Annotated in this window: 14 protein-coding genes; 6 read left to right on the top strand and 8 right to left on the bottom strand. The window is 72.4% G+C overall.

Annotation, left to right across the window (positions count from 1 at the left end; genetic code table 11):
• The first annotated feature begins 63 nt into the window (after positions 1-63).
• From ACIBUY_RS36735 to ACIBUY_RS36725, 3 genes are read left to right on the top strand one after another with little or no spacing between them, the layout of a single operon-like run.
• Positions 64-363: an SHOCT domain-containing protein gene (locus tag ACIBUY_RS36735; protein ID WP_399154989.1), complete on the top strand. Its 300-nt coding sequence runs from the start codon at positions 64-66 to the stop codon at positions 361-363.
• Entirely contained in the window at positions 360-1,136 is a 777-nt protein-coding gene (locus ACIBUY_RS36730; RefSeq protein WP_399154953.1) for an ABC transporter ATP-binding protein, read from the top strand. The genes ACIBUY_RS36735 and ACIBUY_RS36730 overlap by 4 nt, the downstream gene beginning before the upstream one ends.
• Positions 1,133-3,706: an ABC transporter permease gene (locus ACIBUY_RS36725; RefSeq protein ID WP_399154952.1), complete on the top strand. Its 2,574-nt coding sequence runs from the start codon at positions 1,133-1,135 to the stop codon at positions 3,704-3,706. Before ACIBUY_RS36730 ends, ACIBUY_RS36725 begins: the two co-directional genes overlap by 4 nt.
• 40 nt (positions 3,707-3,746) lie before the next feature.
• Here ACIBUY_RS36725 and ACIBUY_RS36720 read toward each other — a convergent pair whose 3' ends face one another.
• Together ACIBUY_RS36720 and ACIBUY_RS36715 are read right to left on the bottom strand one after the other, a co-directional pair.
• Positions 3,747-4,244, bottom strand: coding sequence for an ATP-binding protein (locus ACIBUY_RS36720; RefSeq protein ID WP_365572287.1), 498 nt, complete (start codon positions 4,242-4,244; stop codon positions 3,747-3,749).
• Between the two features lie 205 nt (positions 4,245-4,449).
• Positions 4,450-4,764: a hypothetical protein gene (locus ACIBUY_RS36715; protein WP_365572284.1), complete on the bottom strand. Its 315-nt coding sequence runs from the start codon at positions 4,762-4,764 to the stop codon at positions 4,450-4,452.
• 371 nt (positions 4,765-5,135) lie between these two features.
• On the opposite strand from ACIBUY_RS36715, the gene ACIBUY_RS36710 reads away from it, so the two are divergent.
• The gene (locus tag ACIBUY_RS36710) at positions 5,136-6,281 is read left to right on the top strand and encodes a PLP-dependent cysteine synthase family protein (protein ID WP_399154988.1); all 1,146 of its coding nucleotides are present in this window, start codon (positions 5,136-5,138) and stop codon (positions 6,279-6,281) included.
• Positions 6,282-6,285: 4 nt separating this feature from the next.
• On the opposite strand, the gene ACIBUY_RS36705 is transcribed toward ACIBUY_RS36710, so the two are convergent.
• Positions 6,286-6,783, bottom strand: coding sequence for an SRPBCC family protein (locus ACIBUY_RS36705; protein WP_365572281.1), 498 nt, complete (start codon positions 6,781-6,783; stop codon positions 6,286-6,288).
• An 86-nt stretch (positions 6,784-6,869) separates the two neighbouring features.
• Positions 6,870-7,697 carry a DeoR/GlpR family DNA-binding transcription regulator gene (locus ACIBUY_RS36700; RefSeq protein ID WP_365572278.1) on the bottom strand — a complete coding sequence of 276 codons (828 nt, stop codon included), beginning with the start codon at positions 7,695-7,697 and terminating at the stop codon, positions 6,870-6,872.
• 212 nt (positions 7,698-7,909) lie between these two features.
• Here ACIBUY_RS36700 and ACIBUY_RS36695 point away from each other — a divergent pair, with 212 nt between their 5' ends.
• Positions 7,910-10,273 carry a hypothetical protein gene (locus ACIBUY_RS36695; RefSeq protein WP_365572275.1) on the top strand — a complete coding sequence of 788 codons (2,364 nt, stop codon included), beginning with the start codon at positions 7,910-7,912 and terminating at the stop codon, positions 10,271-10,273.
• On the opposite strand, the gene ACIBUY_RS36690 is transcribed toward ACIBUY_RS36695, so the two are convergent.
• From ACIBUY_RS36690 to ACIBUY_RS36675, 4 genes are all read right to left on the bottom strand, one after another.
• A complete protein-coding gene (locus tag ACIBUY_RS36690; protein ID WP_365572272.1) occupies positions 10,243-12,651 on the bottom strand; it encodes a right-handed parallel beta-helix repeat-containing protein in 2,409 nt (802 codons plus the stop codon). The two genes, ACIBUY_RS36695 and ACIBUY_RS36690, sit on opposite strands and share 31 nt — an antisense overlap.
• Positions 12,652-12,776: 125 nt before the next feature.
• Positions 12,777-13,382 carry a hypothetical protein gene (locus tag ACIBUY_RS36685; protein WP_399154951.1) on the bottom strand — a complete coding sequence of 202 codons (606 nt, stop codon included), beginning with the start codon at positions 13,380-13,382 and terminating at the stop codon, positions 12,777-12,779.
• Positions 13,383-13,554: 172 nt separating this feature from the next.
• Positions 13,555-14,379: an MOSC N-terminal beta barrel domain-containing protein gene (locus tag ACIBUY_RS36680; protein ID WP_365572266.1), complete on the bottom strand. Its 825-nt coding sequence runs from the start codon at positions 14,377-14,379 to the stop codon at positions 13,555-13,557.
• Positions 14,380-14,440: 61 nt separating this feature from the next.
• The gene (locus ACIBUY_RS36675) at positions 14,441-14,872 is read right to left on the bottom strand and encodes a DUF6643 family protein (protein ID WP_365572263.1); all 432 of its coding nucleotides are present in this window, start codon (positions 14,870-14,872) and stop codon (positions 14,441-14,443) included.
• Between the two features lie 266 nt (positions 14,873-15,138).
• Between ACIBUY_RS36675 and ACIBUY_RS36670 the strand changes: the two genes are divergently transcribed.
• The gene (locus ACIBUY_RS36670; protein ID WP_365572260.1) at positions 15,139-16,383 is read left to right on the top strand and encodes a TerD family protein; all 1,245 of its coding nucleotides are present in this window, start codon (positions 15,139-15,141) and stop codon (positions 16,381-16,383) included.

Here is a 16,383-nt window from a genome sequence, read left to right as displayed (position 1 = left end):
CTGGCGGAGCGAGGCTCGACTCATCGAACAAACCCCGCAGTTCCCACCTGGGAGATGAGTCAGATGCAGACCCTCGCGCACTTCGGCGGCGACGGCCCCGGCCCGTGGATCCTGTTCTTCCCGCTGGTCTGGGCGGCCGTCGTGCTCACCGGCCTCACCCTGCTGCGCCGCACCGTGTGGCGCAGCAGGCGCGGACCGTGGCGGCCCGGACCGCCGCGCGTCGACGAGAACTCGCCGATCGCCGTGCTCGGCCGCCGCTTCGCGGCCGGTGAGATCGACGAGGACGAGTACTGGCGCCGGCTGACCGTCCTGAACGAGGAGTTCGGCCGCTACAGCGGCGGCGCCAAGGACGGTGCGTCATGAGCACATCGACGCTCACCGTGCACACGGCCGCGGCCCGCGTCGACAACGCCGTCAAGGTGTACGGCTCCGGCGACACCGCCGTCCGTGCCCTCGACGGCGTCAGCGTCGGCTTCCGCACCGGCCGGTTCACCGCCATCATGGGTCCCTCGGGCTCCGGCAAGTCGACGCTGATGCACTGCGCGGCCGGACTCGACACCCTCACCGCGGGCGCCGCCCACATCGGCGACACCGAGCTCGGCACGCTCGACGACCGGCGGCTGACGCTGCTGCGCCGCGACCGCATCGGGTTCGTGTTCCAGGCGTTCAACCTCCTGCCGACCCTGACGGTCGCCGAGAACATCACGCTGCCGATCGATCTCGCGGGCGGCCGGCCCGACCCCGAGTGGCTGGACGCGCTGATCGACGTCGTCGGGCTGCGCGACCGGCTGCACCACCGGCCCGCCGAACTCTCCGGCGGACAGCAGCAACGCGTCGCCGTGGCCCGGGCGTTCGCGGGCCGGCCCGACGTCGTCTTCGCCGACGAACCCACCGGCAACCTCGACTCCCGCTCCGGCGAGGAAGTCCTCGGACTGCTTGGCGACACCGTGCGCCGGACGTCCCGTACGGTCGTCATGGTCACCCACGACCCGGTCGCCGCCGCCCACGCCGACGAGGTCGTCTTCCTCGCCGACGGCCGACTCGTCGACCGCATGGAACACCCCACCGCCGACAAGGTCCTCGACCGCATGAAGGCCTTCGACGGCGGCTCGTCCCGTGAGGCGGGTGCGTCATGAACACCGCAGCCGCCCGGCTCAGCCTCACGTCCCTGCGCGCCCACAAGCGGCGCTTCGCCGGAACGTTCACCGCCGTACTGCTCGGCGTCGCGTTCCTCGCGGGCACGCTCGTCATGGGCGACACGCTGCGCGCGAGCTTCGACTCGATGTTCGCGGGCGCCACCAGCGGCACCGACGCCGTCGTGCGCAGCACGAGCGTCATCACCACGCCCGGCGAGAGCCAGGGCACGCGCCGCCCGGTCGACGCCGCCCTCGCCGACGACCTCGCCAAGGAACCGGGCGTCGCCGCCGCGGCCCCGAACATCCAGGGCGCGGGACAGCTCGTCGGCGCGAACGGCAAACCCATCGGCGGCCAGGGCCCGCCCACCCTCGCGGGCAACTGGATCGCCGACCCGCAGCTCAACGCGTACCGGCTCGCCGAAGGCCGCGCCCCGCAGAGGACCGGCGAGGTCGTCGTCAACCGGGGCGCCGCGAAGAAGGGTCACCTGAAGATCGGCGACACGACGACGCTGCGCACGCCGGACCCGGTGAAGGTCACGATCGTGGGCCTCGCCACGTTCGGCGGCGAGGACGGCATGGCCCAGGTCACCTTCACCGGCATGACCCGCGCCGACGCCGAGAAGTACCTGACGGCGAAACCGGGGGAGGCCGCCTCCATCCAGGTCCGCGCGGGCCCGGGCATGAGCCAGCAGGAGCTCGTCGACACCCTGAGTGCCCATCTCCCCACGGGAGTTGAGGCCATCACCGGCACGGAGTCGGCGCAGGAGAACACCGACATGGTCTCCGGGCAGTTCCTGACCCTGTTCACCACCTTCCTCCTCGTCTTCTCCGGCATCGCCCTGCTCGTCGCGACGTTCTCGATCCACAACACCTTCGCCATCGTCGTGGCCCAACGGGCCCGCGAGAACGCCCTGTTGAGGGCCATCGGCGCCTCGCGCCGCCAGGTGACAGCCGCCACGCTCGTCGAGGCGGGCGTCGTCGCCGTCGCCGCATCGGCCGCGGGCCTCGCGGGCGGCATCGGCATCGCGGCCGGACTCCAGGCACTGTTCCCCGCCATCGGATTCCCGTTCCCCGACGGGGAGTTGGTGATCAGCGCCCTGTCCCTGCTGCTGCCCCTCGCCGTCGGCATCGTGGTCTGCCTCGGCTCGGCCCTGCTCCCGGCCCTGCGCGCGGGCCGCACCGCACCGCTCGCCGCGCTGCGGGAGACCGCCGTCGACGACTCGGGCGCCTCGCGCCGCCGCGCCGTGGCCGGCACCGCCCTCGGCCTGGCCGCCGTCGCCGTCACCCTGGTCGGCGTCCTCGGTGTCCTCGGTGCCCCGTCGATCCTGCTCGCGGGCATCGGCGCCGTCCTGGTCCTCACCTCCTTCGTCGTGCTCGGCCCGGTCGCCTCGACCTCCGCCGTACGCGTCCTCGGCAGCCCGCTCGCACGGCTGCGCGGCGTCACCGGCGGCCTCGCCCGGCGCAACGCACTGCGCAGCCCGAAGCGGACCGCGGCCACCGCGAGCGCACTGATGATCGGCGTAGCGGTCGTCTCGCTCTTCACGGTCTTCGGTGCCTCACTGAAGGCCACCATGAACCAGACGGTCGACCGGTCCTTCGCGGGCGACATCGCCGTCTCCACCCCGTCGTTCGGCGCGGGCGGCAGCGGCCTGAGCCCCAAGCTGGCCCCGGCGATCGCCCGGCAGCCCGAGGTCGCCACGGCCGTCGGACTCGGCAAGGGCGTCGCGGACGTGGACGGCAAGGGCCGCGCCCTCACCGTCGCCGACCCGAAGGCGCTCGCCGCGTCCTTCGACCTCGGCACCGTCCAGGGGTCCATGAACGACCTCGGCGCGAACGGCATCGCGATCACCCGCGGCGAAGCGGACAAGCAGCACCTGAAGGTCGGCGACACCGCCGAACTCGCCTTCACCGACGGCAAGAAGGAACCCTTCACCGTCCGCGCCGTCTACGGCAGGTCCGAACTCGCCGGCGACTACGTCGTCTCGCGCGAGGCCTGGGCGCCGCACCGCACCCAGGACGCGGACACGCTCGTCTCGGTCACCTTCAAGGACGGCGTCGGCGCGGCCGACGGCAAGAAGGCGGTCGAGAAGGTCGCGCAGGCGTACGGCAACCCCGACGTCCAGACCCGCGACGAGTACGCGCAGTCCTCGGCGGGCGGCATCGACATGATGCTCACCCTCGTCTACGCCCTGCTCGCCCTGGCCGTCCTGATCGCGCTGCTGGGCATCGCCAACACCCTCACCCTCGCCGTGCACGAACGCACCCGCGAACTGGGCCTGTTGCGGGCCGTCGGCCAGACCCGCGGCCAGCTGCGCGCCATGGTCCGCTGGGAGTCCGTGCTCGTGGCGGCCTTCGGCACCACGGGCGGACTGGTCCTAGGCGGCTTCCTCGGCTGGGTCCTGGTCAAGGCGTCGGACGGCGCGAGCGACAGCGCCTTCGCGTTCGCGCTGCCCCCGCTACAGCTGGTCGTCGTGGCCCTCGTCGGACTCGCGGCCGGAGCCCTCGCGGGCCTGCGACCGGCCCGCAGGGCGGCACGCCTGGACGTACTGCGCGCCATCGCCACCGAATAGCACACAGGCGTACGTCTCCTACGGAGCGATCACCGCCCGGTCAGCCTGCGACGGCGGACCGGGCGGGAGCATGCTGGGGCTTCTCGGCGCGGAGCGCGGCGCCGCTGCGGTAGACCGGGTACGGGGGCAGGGCCACCGCGGGGGACGGCGCGGGCAGGGAGAACCAGACGACCTTGCCGCCGTCGCCGTGCGGGCGCACGCCCCAGCTGTCGCTGACCGCGGCCACCATCGCCAGGCCCCGGCCGCACGTCGCGAGCGGATCCGCGTCGCGCACCACGGGGAGCCGCGGGTCGTGGTCGTACACCGACACCGTGAGCCGGTCGCCCCGCAGCTCGATCTCCACGGTGCACATCTTGTCCGGCTCGGCATGCCGGTGGACGTTCGTCAGCAGCTCGGTCACACCGAGCGCCGCGAGGTCGATCAAGGGATCCAAATGCCAGTAGCGCAACTGCGCCGATACGATTCTGCGGACCTGTCCGATCCGCGACGGCAGGGCTTGGAGCTCCACCGTGCAATGCCTGCTCGGCTGGCTGATCACGGCTGCGACTCCCCGAAATGAGGTCCGGAAGAAGACGAGAACGGATCGAGCGGTGCGACCACGCTGTGACGAGGCTGCCCGCTGCATGTCCGGCGGGCTGGTTCGCAGCGTCATCGCCGGTAAACCCTGAGTAGTGATGTGTGACCAGCGTGACCCAGGGGGTGCAGGCGTGCAACTCCGGCGGCCGCCCCCGGTGGTTCCCGGGTCAGGTGGTGCGTGCGGTGGCCCGGCGGACGGCCTCGATGAACCGCCGCGCCGCGGGTGGCCCGGCGTCCCCGCCCGGCGTGCCGAGCCGCAGCAGGTACCGCCTGCCGTCGACCTCCGCCGTGGCCCGGTCCTCGGAGCCGAACCAGGGCTTGCCCGCGCGGACTTCACCGAGCGGCGCGCTGTCGATCTCGCTGCCGTAACTGGTGAGCAGCTCGAGCCTGCCGCCCGTGATCCGGACCTGCCCGGCCCGGGTCAGCGAGCGCAGCCGCCGCCCGATCCGCACGCCCGTCGCCGTGAACTCCGGCTCCGCCATGCTGTTTCGCCCCCTCGAGTGCGTATCTGCCGTGCAGTCTGCACGCAGGCGGCCAGGAGCACCAGTGCGCAGGTGGACGCGGTGTGAAGCAGTGGGCGCAAACGGAATACGCGCCCCCTCGCACGTGCGTTCCCTGTCTTGGCCAGGCGTGCCTTTGAGGCGCTCAAAGGCGTGTTTATGCAGGTGAGAAGCGTGCGGAAGGTGTTTATGATCGAGGCGTCCGGCCGTTTCCGACCGGACCCGCACCGGGCCGCACCCGGCTGTGCGGCACCTCCTTTTCGGGGGTCCCGCCCGGGCCGACGCTCGGAACTACGCGAAGGAGTCGCGCGGTGAGCACGATCCAGCAAGGCCGTCCCGCTGCCGGTGACGGCATGCCCGGGGAGCCGATGCCGACACTCGACGTGGACCACACGGACGCCGCGTACCGCGCATGGCTCAAAGAGGCCGTCCGCAAGGTGCAGGCCGACAGCAACCGCTCGGCCGACACCCACCTCCTGCGCTTCCCGCTGCCCGAGCACTGGGGCATCGACCTCTACCTCAAGGACGAGTCGACGCACCCCACGGGAAGCCTCAAGCACCGCCTCGCGCGGTCGCTCTTCCTCTACGGCCTGTGCAACGGCTGGATCCGGCCTGACCGCCCTGTCATCGAGGCGTCGAGCGGCTCGACGGCGGTCTCGGAGGCGTACTTCGCGAAGCTGATCGGCGTGCCCTTCATCGCGGTGATGCCGCGTACGACGAGCGCCGAGAAGTGTCGACTGATCGAATTCCACGGCGGCCAGTGCCACTTCGTCGACGACTCCCGGAAGATGTACGAGGAGGCGGCGGCCCTCGCCACCCGCACCGGCGGGCACTACATGGACCAGTTCACGTACGCGGAGCGGGCCACGGACTGGCGCGGCAACAACAACATCGCCGAGTCGATCTACCGGCAGATGGAGCTCGAGCGTTACCCCTGCCCGACCTGGATCGTCGCCACGGCCGGCACCGGCGGCACCTCGGCGACGCTGGCCCGCTACGTGCACTACATGCAGCACGACACCCGCATCTGCGTCGCCGACCCGGAGAACTCCTGCTTCTTCGAGGGCTGGACGACCGACGACCCCGACGTCACCTGCGACTGCGGCTCCCGCATCGAGGGCATCGGCCGCCCCCGCATGGAGCCGAGCTTCGTGCCCGGCGCGATCGACCGCATGATGAAGGTCCCGGACGCGGCGAGCGTGGCGGCCGTCCGCGCCCTGGAAGCAGCCATCGGCCGCAAGGCGGGCGGTTCGACGGGCACGGGCCTGTGGAGCGCGCTCAAGATCGTCGCGGAGATGGTGGCCGAGGGCCGCAAGGGCAGCGTGGTGACGCTCCTGTGCGACCCGGGGGACCGGTACCTCGACAAGTACTACTCGGACGACTGGCTGGCGCAGCAGGGACTGGACATCGCACCGTACGCGGAGGCGATCGATCTTCTGCTGGAGACGGGCAAGTGGCCGTCCGGCTCAAGCCCCTCTGGGGGCACCTCCCAGCGTTAGCGGGTCACGCGGGCATGGAAGCCAGCCGCCGGTCGAGCGACCCCACCGCATCCCGAAACGCCCGCCCGAGCCCTGCCCGCCCCACCTTCAACCCCACCCGGAAGGGCACCGCACCGTCCGCCGCGAAGGTCCACTGGACCCGGGACCCGCCCCCGGGCACCTCGACGACCCGCCACTCCTCCAACAGGGCCCGGATCCCCGGGGCGTTGGTCTCGTCCACCCGGTACGCGTACACCGCATCGGGCTCCGGCTCCGCGGCCACGATGGTCTCCACGAACCGCGTCCCGCCCTTGAGGCGGACCTCCCGCCGGGGCCCACCGGGCCCGTCGTCGAGCGGCCGTGCCAGCGTCACCGCGGAGAACCACTGCGGCCACCCGGCGACGTCCTCGGCGAGCGCCCGGTACACCGCCCCGGGCGGGGCGGACACCTCACGGGCGAACACGAGCCGGAGCGGAGCGGTGTCGACGAAGTCGAGACCGACGGGCAGAAGACGGCGTGCCATGTGCGTTCAGCCCCCAAGCAGGACGCCCCAACGGGCAAGCGGAACAGACTGGTTGACCGGGCACGGTCACCATAGCTGGCGCACCGTCAGATGTCTGCACCACTCTCGGGCTCGCCGGCGACGACCAGCCGCACGTGCTCGGACACCTCCGCGCGGGCGTCCACCGGCAGCCCCGCGTCCGTCACCAGCGTGTCCACCTGGTCGAGCGCGGCGAACGAACTCAGGCCCACCGTCCCCCACTTGGTGTGGTCGGCGACGACCACCACCCGCCGCGCGGACTGCACGAGCCGCCGATTGGTCTCCGCCTCCGCCAGGTTCGGCGTGGACAGGCCCGCCTCCGGGCTTATCCCGTGCACGCCGAGGAACAGCACGTCGAAGTGGAGCGCCGCGATCGCCTGGTCGGCCACGGGCCCCACCAGCGAGTCGGACGGCGTGCGCACACCACCGGTCAGGACCACGGTCGCCGCACCCTGCCGGGTGCCCGAACTGCGCTGCGCGGCATGGAACACGTCGGCCACCCGCACCGAGTTCGTCACCACCGTCAGGTCCGGCACGTCGAGCAGCTGCTGGGCCAGCGCGTACGTCGTCGTGCCGCCGGACAGGGCGATCGCCGTGCCGGGTGCGGCCAGCGTCGCCGCGGCGCGCGCGATGTCCTCCTTGGCGGTCAGCTCCAGGCCCGACTTCGCCTCGAACCCCGGCTCGTGGGTGCTCGCCTCGACGACCGGGACCGCGCCGCCGTGCACCTTCTCCAGGACGCCCTGGCGGGCCAGCGCGTCCAGATCGCGCCGGACCGTCATGTCGGAGACGCCGAGCTTCCTGGTCAGTTCGTTGACCCGGACACCGCCGCGGCGGCGGACCTCGTCGAGGATCAGGGCGCGGCGCTGCTCTGCGAGGAGGTTCTGATTCTCGCTCACGTCCTGTGGGGTCCCTTCGCCTCGTCACGCACGCGGGCCACTTCGCCTGCTCTGCTGCGTCATCCTCCCACGCGTCACCGACAGCCGTCCCACCGCCCGCACGTGCGACCAGCACATCGGTGCCACAACGATCGGGGAGATTCGGTGACGAACGATGCGCACGCGAGCGCCGAGCCGGGATCCTGAGACCGGTCAGGAACGGGGGACACACCATGGCGCGCGAGAACCGACAGCACCACGCATCACCGGCGGCGGACGAGACCGCACTCGAACTCCTCGTCCACGGAGTCGGCGGCACCACACCGCAGGAGATGCTCGACGACCCGCGCACGGTGCGGGTGTCGGGCGACGAGACGGCGGCCGTCTTCCGCCGCGTCGAGGACGCCGACGCGGAGAGCCGGCCCGAGGACTACCGGGGCAAACCGGTCCCCGAGGCGTACGTGTGGTGCAACCTCACCTCGGGCAACGGATCACGGGCCCTGTGGCTGTTGCTGCTGCCCTTCATGGTCGCCAACCTCGCCCACTGGATGCGGCCCAATGCCCGCCGCAGGACACGCGCCGTGCGCCTGTACGGCCTGCTCGTGCGCCTCACCGGGCTGACGCTCACCGTGCTCCTGGTCGCCGCCGCCTGCGAGGTCGCCCTCGACCTGACGGCGTGGCAGTGCGCGGGCACCCCGGCATGCGCCGGACAGCGCACCTGGCTCGGCTTCCTGTCCGTCGACGCGTCCGGCCACGGCGGCTGGTGGAGCCAGCCCGGCCGCCGCCTCGCCCTCGCCGCCCTCGTGCCCACCGCCCTGACGGCCCTGCTCTGGTACCTCTCCCACCGCACCTGGAGTGCGTACGAGTCGCAGCTCCCGCTGCCCCACCAGCCCGAACCCGACGACGGCGACGCGAGCCCCGGCCTCGGCAAGCCCGGGTTCTGGTACGGGCGCCGCCTGGTCGCCCGGCTGCGCGCCGCGCACACCGCGGCGGGCCTGCTCACCGTCGCCGCCGCCGTCGGCACGTCAGCGGCCCGGCACGACCGCGCCCCCGGCGGCGCCGCCCTGCTCGACGTCCTCGGCCGGGCCCTCGTCGGCGCCCTGGTCGCCGGGACGCTCGCCGTGATCGCCGTCGTCGCCCACCGCGGCCGCAGCGAGAACACCCTCGACACCCACCTCGACCGCACCCTCGTACGCGTACTGCCGTACGGGGCACTGGCCCTGCTCGCCCTGACCATGCTGTACGCGGGCTGGTCACGGCCCGGCTGGCACTCGAGCGGGCGGCTGCCGGGCGACGCGACCTTCGGCGGCATCGCCCTCGTACAGGGCGCCCTGGTGGTGGCCCTCGCCGTCGTCGCGAAGAGCATCTACCGCACGGCCCGCGACCGCCGCACCGCCCTGCGCGGCCTCGGCGGACCCGCCACCGCCATGCTCGCCTGCGCCCTCGGCGGCGTGATGACCGGCGGCATCGCGCAGCGCGTCGCCGACTGGCTCGACGGCACCCACGGCCTCGTCCAGGGTCCGCCGATCCTGCTGTCCTGGCAGGCGTCGGTGATCCCGCCCCTGCTGATCGTGGTCGCCGTCCTGTGCGCCGTCCTCGCCGCGCGCACGGCCCGCGCCAAGAAGCGCGAGATGGCCCAAGTCCCCCTGGACTACCACCTGGACGACCCGCACGACGCCTCGAGCGAGCCCCCGGACACGGCCCGTACGGAACGCATCGCGGGCACGCGCGCGCGTGCCGCCCTCACCGACCGGGCCCCCCTGATGATCGGCGTCGTCTCGTCCGTGACGCTGCTGCTCGGCGCCCTCGCCGTGGCCGGCGCCTGGACCACCGGAAAGGTCCCCGGGCAGGCGGCCCGGGGCACGTACGACGTCGTGGAAGGCGCGGCGGACACGGCGCAGGCGCTCGGCTCCTGGCTGATCGGCGTCGGCTTCATACTGTTCGTCACCTGGGGCAGGCGCGCCTACAAGGACCCCTCCGCCCGCCGCACCATCGGCATCCTGTGGGACGTGGGCACCTTCTGGCCGCGCGCCGCGCACCCCTTCGCGCCGCCCTGCTACGCCGAGCGCGCCGTCCCCGACCTGACCTGGCGCATGGCCACGTGGACCCGCACCACCGGCGGCCGCCTCGTCCTGTCGGGACACTCCCAGGGCAGCGTCCTCGCCGCCGCGGCCGCCTGGCAACTGCCGCCCTCCGTAAGGAAGCGCGTCGGCCTGCTCACCTACGGGTCACCGCTGGAGCGGCTGTACGGGCGCTGGTTCCCGGCCCACTTCGGACCCGCCGCTCTGACGACCCTGCACCGCCAGGTCGACTGCTGGCGCAATCTGCACCGCAGGACCGACCCCATCGGCGGCCCCATCAACCTGCCCGGCGACTGCGGACCCCAGGTCGACCACCCGGCGCTGCTCGACCCGCTCGCCTACGGCCGCACGGAGCAACACCCGCTGCCCGCCCCGATCCTGGGCCACAGCGACTACCAGGCCGACCCGGTCTTCGCCGAGGAACGCGAGCGTCTGCTGGCCCGCCTCAGGCCGGGCGTCCCGCAGCCACGGCCCGGGGGCGCCCCTCAGGACAGGTCGGGCAGGTCGTCCGGGTAGAGCAGCGTCAGCTCGTCCGTACTCGGCTCCTCGACCTGGGCGACCCGCCCCGCGTGCCGCTCCACCATGGACTCGAACGTCTGCCGCGCCGTCCGTCCGTTGCCGAACGCCGGGCCCTTCGGGATCGCCGTGAAGTACTTGAGCAGTGCTTCCGGCGTCCCGGGGGCCAGCCGGTACTCGTGCTCGTCGGCCTGCTGCTCCACGATGTGCAGCAGCTCCTCCGGCACGTAGTCGGAGAAGGTGATGGTCCGTGAGAACCGGGACGCCACACCGGGGTTGACCGACAGGAAACGCTCCATCTCCGCCGTGTAACCGGCGACGATGACGACGACCGCGTCGCGCTGGTCCTCCATCAGCTTCACCAGCGTGTCGATCGCCTCACGGCCGAAGTCGCGCCCGGAGTCCTCGGGGGACAGTGCGTACGCCTCGTCGATGAACAGGACGCCGCCATGGGCCCGTTGGAAGGCCTCCTGGGTGCGGATCGCGGTCGAGCCGATGTGCTCGCCGACGAGGTCCACGCGGGAGACCTCGACGAGGTGCCCCTTCTCCAGGACGCCGAGCCCGGCGAGGATCTCGCCGTACAGGCGGGCCACCGTCGTCTTGCCGGTGCCGGGGGAGCCGGTGAACACCAAGTGCCGCCGCACGGAGGCGGCTTTGAGTCCGGCCTGCTGCCGCCTGCGCCCGACCTCGATCATGTCGGTGAGCGCCCGCACCTCTCGCTTGACGCTCTCCAGGCCCACCAGGGAGTCGAGTTCACCGAGCACGTCCTTCGACGTGCGGGACGGCGCGGGCGCCGACTCCTCGGCCGCGGCGGGCCGCTGATCGGGCACCGCGCCGAGCAGGCCCACGGTCTGGGTCGCGGTCTGAACGGCCGGTTCCGCGGCGGCAGTTGCGCCACCGGGGCGGACGCCGCCGCTCTCGTCGCTCGTGCACTCCTCGACGACGGGGCCGTCCTCGGCGAACTCGTAGCCCCCGCGCGCGCACCGTTCCGTACGGCACTTCTTGAGGCTCGTACGACAGCCGTCGATGACATGGAAGCCGTAGCCACCGCTGCCCGTCACACGGCAGCCCGTGAAGCTGCCGCGGCCGCCCGCGGACACGTAGAAACCCGCCTCCGCGGGGGAGGTGACCGTGCAGCGCTCGATCGTCGGGTCGGCGCCCTTGGTGACGATGACGCCCGTCTGCGTCGCGTCCACCGTGCAGTTGGCCAGCGTGCCGCCACTGCCGTGGTCCCGGAACCAGGCGCCCGTCGCCGCCTCGCGGATCCGGCAGTCGTCGAGCTGCGCGGTCGCCCCGTCGCTCACCGACACCGCGGTGTTGCGCACCTGGGACAGGTCGCTGTCGACGACGTCCACCCGGGAGCCGCGGTCGAGGACGAACAGCGCGTCCGGCACGTCGTGCACCCGGCAGCCGTCGAGGACGGCGGTCGCGCCGTCGCTCACCCACACCGCGGGATAGTCACCCGTACTGTCGTGGATCTCGCACTGGTTGGCGTCCACGCGCGTGCCCGGGTCCCACACCGACAGACCGTTGCGCCCGAACCGGCGCACCGTGGAACGCGTCAGCGTCAGCACCGACCGGGAGCGCAGGTCCACCGCGTTCTCCGGGATGTCGTGGATGCGGCAGTCCGCGAGCGTGAGCACCGCGTCCGTGTCGAGCGTGACCCCGTCGGCCGTCGTGCGGTGCACGTCGCAGTCGGTGAGATGGGCCGTGGCCCGCCCGGTGATCTGCACCCCCGAGCCCTTGACCTCGTACACCTCGCACCCCACGGCCTCCAGACCGCTGTGCTCGCCGGTGACGGAGAGGCCCGCACCGGACGTGTGGTGCACCCGGCAGCGCTCGAGGCGCGGATGCGCGCCGCCGCGCACGGCGACTCCGCTCTGCCCCGCGGCGACCACCTCGCACTCCTCGAACACGCCGCCCCCGCCGTCCAGGACGGCGATGCCGATGCCCGCGGGATTGTCGACGGTGCAGCGCCGCACGGTCGGCCGCGCCCCGCCCCGCACCTCGATACCGGCGGCGGAACGGGTCACCACCCGTACGTCGGTGATCTCCGGGGCGCCCTCCTCGACGAGCAGCGCGGGCGCGGCCGCGTCCTGCCCCTCGACGTGCAGGTCCTGCACCGTCGCGGAGGCCCGCACGGTCAGCGGCACCCCGTCGGCGGGCGCGATGCGCACCGAGCCGGGGGAGCCCTCGGGGCCGCGCAGGGTGATGGCGCGCTGCACGACCAGGTTCTCCCGGTACGTGCCGGGAGCGACGGTCAGGACGTCGCCGTCACCGGCCGCTTCGAGGGCGGCGGCCAGCGACGCGTACTCACCCGTGCGGCGCCGCCACCGCGATGTGCCGGTGTGCGTCACCTGGACCGTGCCCTGTGCCATGGTGCTGCTCTGCCCCCACCTCGTCGTACGCGGGTCGTGCTCGCGCCCTGCCCGGCGCTGTTCCTGCGAAAGGTGGGTCCACCGTAGCGTGCGCGGAGCACGGTGGTTGACCGGAGCCGAACCTGTCAGCTGCCCGTGCCCGTCCGTCCCCAGTCGGGACCGGCGATGTCCCACGCACGGTCCCAACGGGCGTACCGACGACGGACCATGCGCCATACGACCAGGCGCCGGGTGCCCTCGACGAGCCCGGTCACGGCGAGTGCCGCACCGAAGCCCGCGAGCACCGCGTGCGTGGTGGCGGTCGCCCGGTCCAGGGGGCGGCCGACGACATTGCCTCGGTCGTCGGTCCACAGCGGGAACGTGTCGCCCGCGTGCGGGGTCTTGAGCGCGGTGACGACCCGGTCGCGATGGGCCGAACCGTCCGGTGCCGTCCACGTCGCGAGCACCCGGCTGTGCGCGTCCCGCGCGGTCGAGGTCTCCGGATCGGGGTCCAGGGGCGGCTGCGCCACCTTCTTCACCACCGTCGCGGTGATCTCGTGGCGCCGGCTCTGCTGCTCCTGCACCGACCGGTACAGCGCGTCCCGCGACAGCGTGCCCGCGACGACGCCGACGGCCGGGGCGGCGACGACGATGAGGACCAGCGCGACCAGCGCGACCCACGCCTCCGCCAGGTCGCTCCTGCGGCGCAGCGGATTGTGGCGCCACCGCCAGATGCCGGTGATCGCTCGCACGGCCTGCACCCCCTTCCGCTCCCGTCATAACCCCGACAGGCAGCACCCACGCGCGGGCGGGGCGAAGAGAGAGCGACATCACCCCGCTCGACGCCGGATGCCGAAGGTTTCGACACCGCCATTGTCCCTCAACGAGCGTCGTGGGCCGACGGGTTCCCCCGTACGTCGAGCGTTATTCGAGCACGGTGACGGGATCTCCGACGCGCACGGAACCGGCCGACTCGGGCACCAGGTTCGTCCCGAAGCACAGCTGGTCACCGAAGCGGCGGTGACGGGCCAGCGTGCGCAGCGGCTCCTTGCCGCGCTCCGCGGTGCTCTGGTCCGTCGTCGTGACCACGCAGCGGCCCGACTTCTTGGCGACGCGGAACGTGACTTCGCCGATCGCGATGCGCGTCCAGTCGTCCTCCGCCCAGGGGGCGGTGCCGGCGACGACCGCGTTCGGCCGGAAACGGTTCATGGGCAGCGGGCCCTCGTCCGCGTGATCCCCTTGTGCGATCAGGGAGTTGAGGGCGTCGAGCGAGGACAGCGTCGTCAGCAGGAGCGGGTATCCGTCGGCGAAGCTGACGGTCTCGCCGGGCCGGGCGTACGCCGGGTCGATGGGGCGCCGGACCGCCGGGTCGTCCAGGTGCAGCAACTGGACGTCCGCCTCCAGGTACGCGCTCCACCACGCGTGCGCCGCCGGGTCGGCGAGCACCGCCTCGACCTTGTCCTTCCAGACCTCGATCGTGGTGGTGGCGACGGGCTCGGGCACCTCGATCGTGAGGGGCTGCATGCCGGGCGCGGACACCCGGACGCCGCCGCCGGGCAGCTGCTCGGCGGCGGCCAACGCCAGCCGTGGATGCGGGCGTTGAGTGACGATCTTGTGTGCGGTGTCGACCAGTACCCAGCGGCGGTCACCCGAAAGCCCCCACGGTTCCACGACCGCTTCGCGCGGTGCGTGCCCCCGAACCGCCTTCATCGGGTGGACATGGATCGAGCTGAGTACAGGGTGCGACATGGGGCCATCCTGCCAGCAGGCGCGGACAACCCCGTGTGCGGGTGAACGGATCCGTCGTGGCTCAGTAGCCGCGGTACTGCTGGCGGTTGTACGGATCCTCGTACGGCGCGGGAGCGGGCGCGGGCCGGGGCGCGGCCGGGCGCATCGCCTCGTAGCCGGTGCCGGGCGCCGGGCGCTGCTGCTGGGCCTGCGGGCCGGGGTAGCCGCGCGGCGCGGCCGCCTGCTGCGGGATGTACGCGGTCGGGGCCGCCTGCATCATCGGAGCGGGCTGCGGGGCCGCGTAGCCGTACTGCGGCGACGGGGCGGAGGGCAGTGCGGGCAGGGCCGCCGGCAGGGCGGGCAGGTGACTGCCGGTGTCGTACGCGGAGGGAACCCGGATCGGGGCGATCTGGGGAGTGCCCCGCTCTGCGACGAGGGAGTCGTAGATCGGAGTGTCCGGGAAGGACGGCGCGGAGTAGTAACCGCCGCCATAGGTGGAGCGGGGGGAGGTCATGGCACATAAGTTAAGCCCACGATGTGGTGTTGGGGGTAGACCGATAAGAGGGTTCTTTTGCGTGTCGGGTGTGACGTGGCTTCCCCAATGCGAGCGAACTTGGGAAAAACGGTCTTCGAGCGGCGTTGGAATCGTGTAAAGGCCGAGTTCGCGACGGGTTACCGGCGGTTGGCCAGTGATCTTCGGACGCACCTCTGTGGTCTTTCGGCGGCCGGAGAATAGGTTGGCGGGGAAGCCGGAGACGAGCGTTGGGGGCAGACATGAGCATGGCCAAAGGATCGAATGTCGCGGTGCCGGCTCCGGCGGTGCGCGTCGAATTGGGATGGCGTTCCGGGCCCGGTGTGCCCGACGCGGATGCGTCGGCGCTCCTTCTCGTCTCCGGAAAGGTGCGCTCCGACGCGGACTTCGTCTTCTACAACCAGCCCGCACACGCCTCGGGCGCGGTGCGGCACGAAGGCAAGACGACCACGGACGGTGCCGTCACGGACACGCTCTTCGTCGATCTCGCGCGCGTGGAGCCGGTGATCGAGCGCGTGGTGCTCGCGGCGTCCGCCGACGGAGGAACGTTCGGCCGGGTGCCGGGCCTGTACATCCGGGTCGTGGACGCGGCCTCCGGCGCCGAACTCGCCCGCTTCGACGCCGACGCGACGGTGGAGACCGCCTTCGTCCTGGGCGAGTTGTACCGGCGCCAGGGCGCCTGGAAGTTCCGGGCGGTCGGGCAGGGCTACGACAGCGGCCTCGAAGGGCTCGCCACGGACTACGGCATCACCGTCGACGAACCGCAGCACACGCCGGCGCCCACGGCGCCCGCGCCCTCCCCGGTCGCGCCACCGCCCCCGATGCCCGCCGCTGCGCCGCCCGCCCCCGAACCCGTACGCCTGACCAAGGTCACGCTCACCAAGGCGTCACCCACGGTCTCCCTGGCCAAACAGGGCGGTACGTCGGGCGCGATGCGCGTGAACCTCAACTGGGAGGTGCGCAAACAGTTCAGCGGCTGGGCGAGCAAGCGCGGCCGGGCGACGGCCATGCACCGCGACCTGGACCTCGACCTGTGCGCCCTGTTCGAACTCGCCGACGGACGCAAGGGAGTCGTACAGGCGCTGGGCAACGCCTTCGGGGCGCTGCACCAGCCGCCGTACATCCACCTCGACGGCGACGACCGCAGCGGCAGCGTCAGCACCGGCGAGAACCTGACGATCAACCTCGACCACAAGGACGCGTTCCGCCGCATCCTCATCTTCGTGACCATCTACGAAGGCGCGCGCAGCTTCGCCGACCTGCACGCGACCGTCACCCTGCAGCCGCTGGGCGGGGCGCCCATCGACTTCTCCCTGGACGAGTGCACCGTGCCCTCCACGGTGTGCGCGCTCGCCCTCATCACGAACAACGGCGGCGACCTCACCGTGCAGCGCGAGGCCCGCTACCTGGTCCCCGACCGGGGCGTCAGCCCCCAGCGCACGGTGGACCAGGTCTACGGGTGGGGCATGAACTGGACGCCGGGCCGCAAGTAG

It is taken from the genome of Streptomyces sp. NPDC050085, assembly GCF_044460595.1.
In the GTDB taxonomy this organism is placed as follows: Bacteria; Actinomycetota; Actinomycetes; order Streptomycetales; family Streptomycetaceae; genus Streptomyces.
Note: the sequence above shows the minus strand (reverse complement) of the source record. Positions and strands in the feature narration are given on the sequence as shown.

Bases quoted from the DNA above. Each gene is read 5' to 3' on its own strand.
- ACIBUY_RS36680 (WP_365572266.1), bottom strand. From the start codon at position 14,379: ATGTCGCACCCTGTACTCAGCTCGATCCATGTCCACCCGATGAAGGCG.
- ACIBUY_RS36725 (WP_399154952.1), top strand. From the start codon at position 1,133: ATGAACACCGCAGCCGCCCGGCTCAGCCTCACGTCCCTGCGCGCCCAC.
- ACIBUY_RS36695 (WP_365572275.1), top strand. From the start codon at position 7,910: ATGGCGCGCGAGAACCGACAGCACCACGCATCACCGGCGGCGGACGAG.
- ACIBUY_RS36710 (WP_399154988.1), top strand. From the start codon at position 5,136: ATGCCCGGGGAGCCGATGCCGACACTCGACGTGGACCACACGGACGCC.
- ACIBUY_RS36705 (WP_365572281.1), bottom strand. From the start codon at position 6,783: ATGGCACGCCGTCTTCTGCCCGTCGGTCTCGACTTCGTCGACACCGCT.
- ACIBUY_RS36690 (WP_365572272.1), bottom strand. From the start codon at position 12,651: ATGGCACAGGGCACGGTCCAGGTGACGCACACCGGCACATCGCGGTGG.
- ACIBUY_RS36735 (WP_399154989.1), top strand. From the start codon at position 64: ATGCAGACCCTCGCGCACTTCGGCGGCGACGGCCCCGGCCCGTGGATC.
- ACIBUY_RS36670 (WP_365572260.1), top strand. From the start codon at position 15,139: ATGGCCAAAGGATCGAATGTCGCGGTGCCGGCTCCGGCGGTGCGCGTC.
- ACIBUY_RS36675 (WP_365572263.1), bottom strand. From the start codon at position 14,872: ATGACCTCCCCCCGCTCCACCTATGGCGGCGGTTACTACTCCGCGCCG.
- ACIBUY_RS36715 (WP_365572284.1), bottom strand. From the start codon at position 4,764: ATGGCGGAGCCGGAGTTCACGGCGACGGGCGTGCGGATCGGGCGGCGG.
- ACIBUY_RS36730 (WP_399154953.1), top strand. From the start codon at position 360: ATGAGCACATCGACGCTCACCGTGCACACGGCCGCGGCCCGCGTCGAC.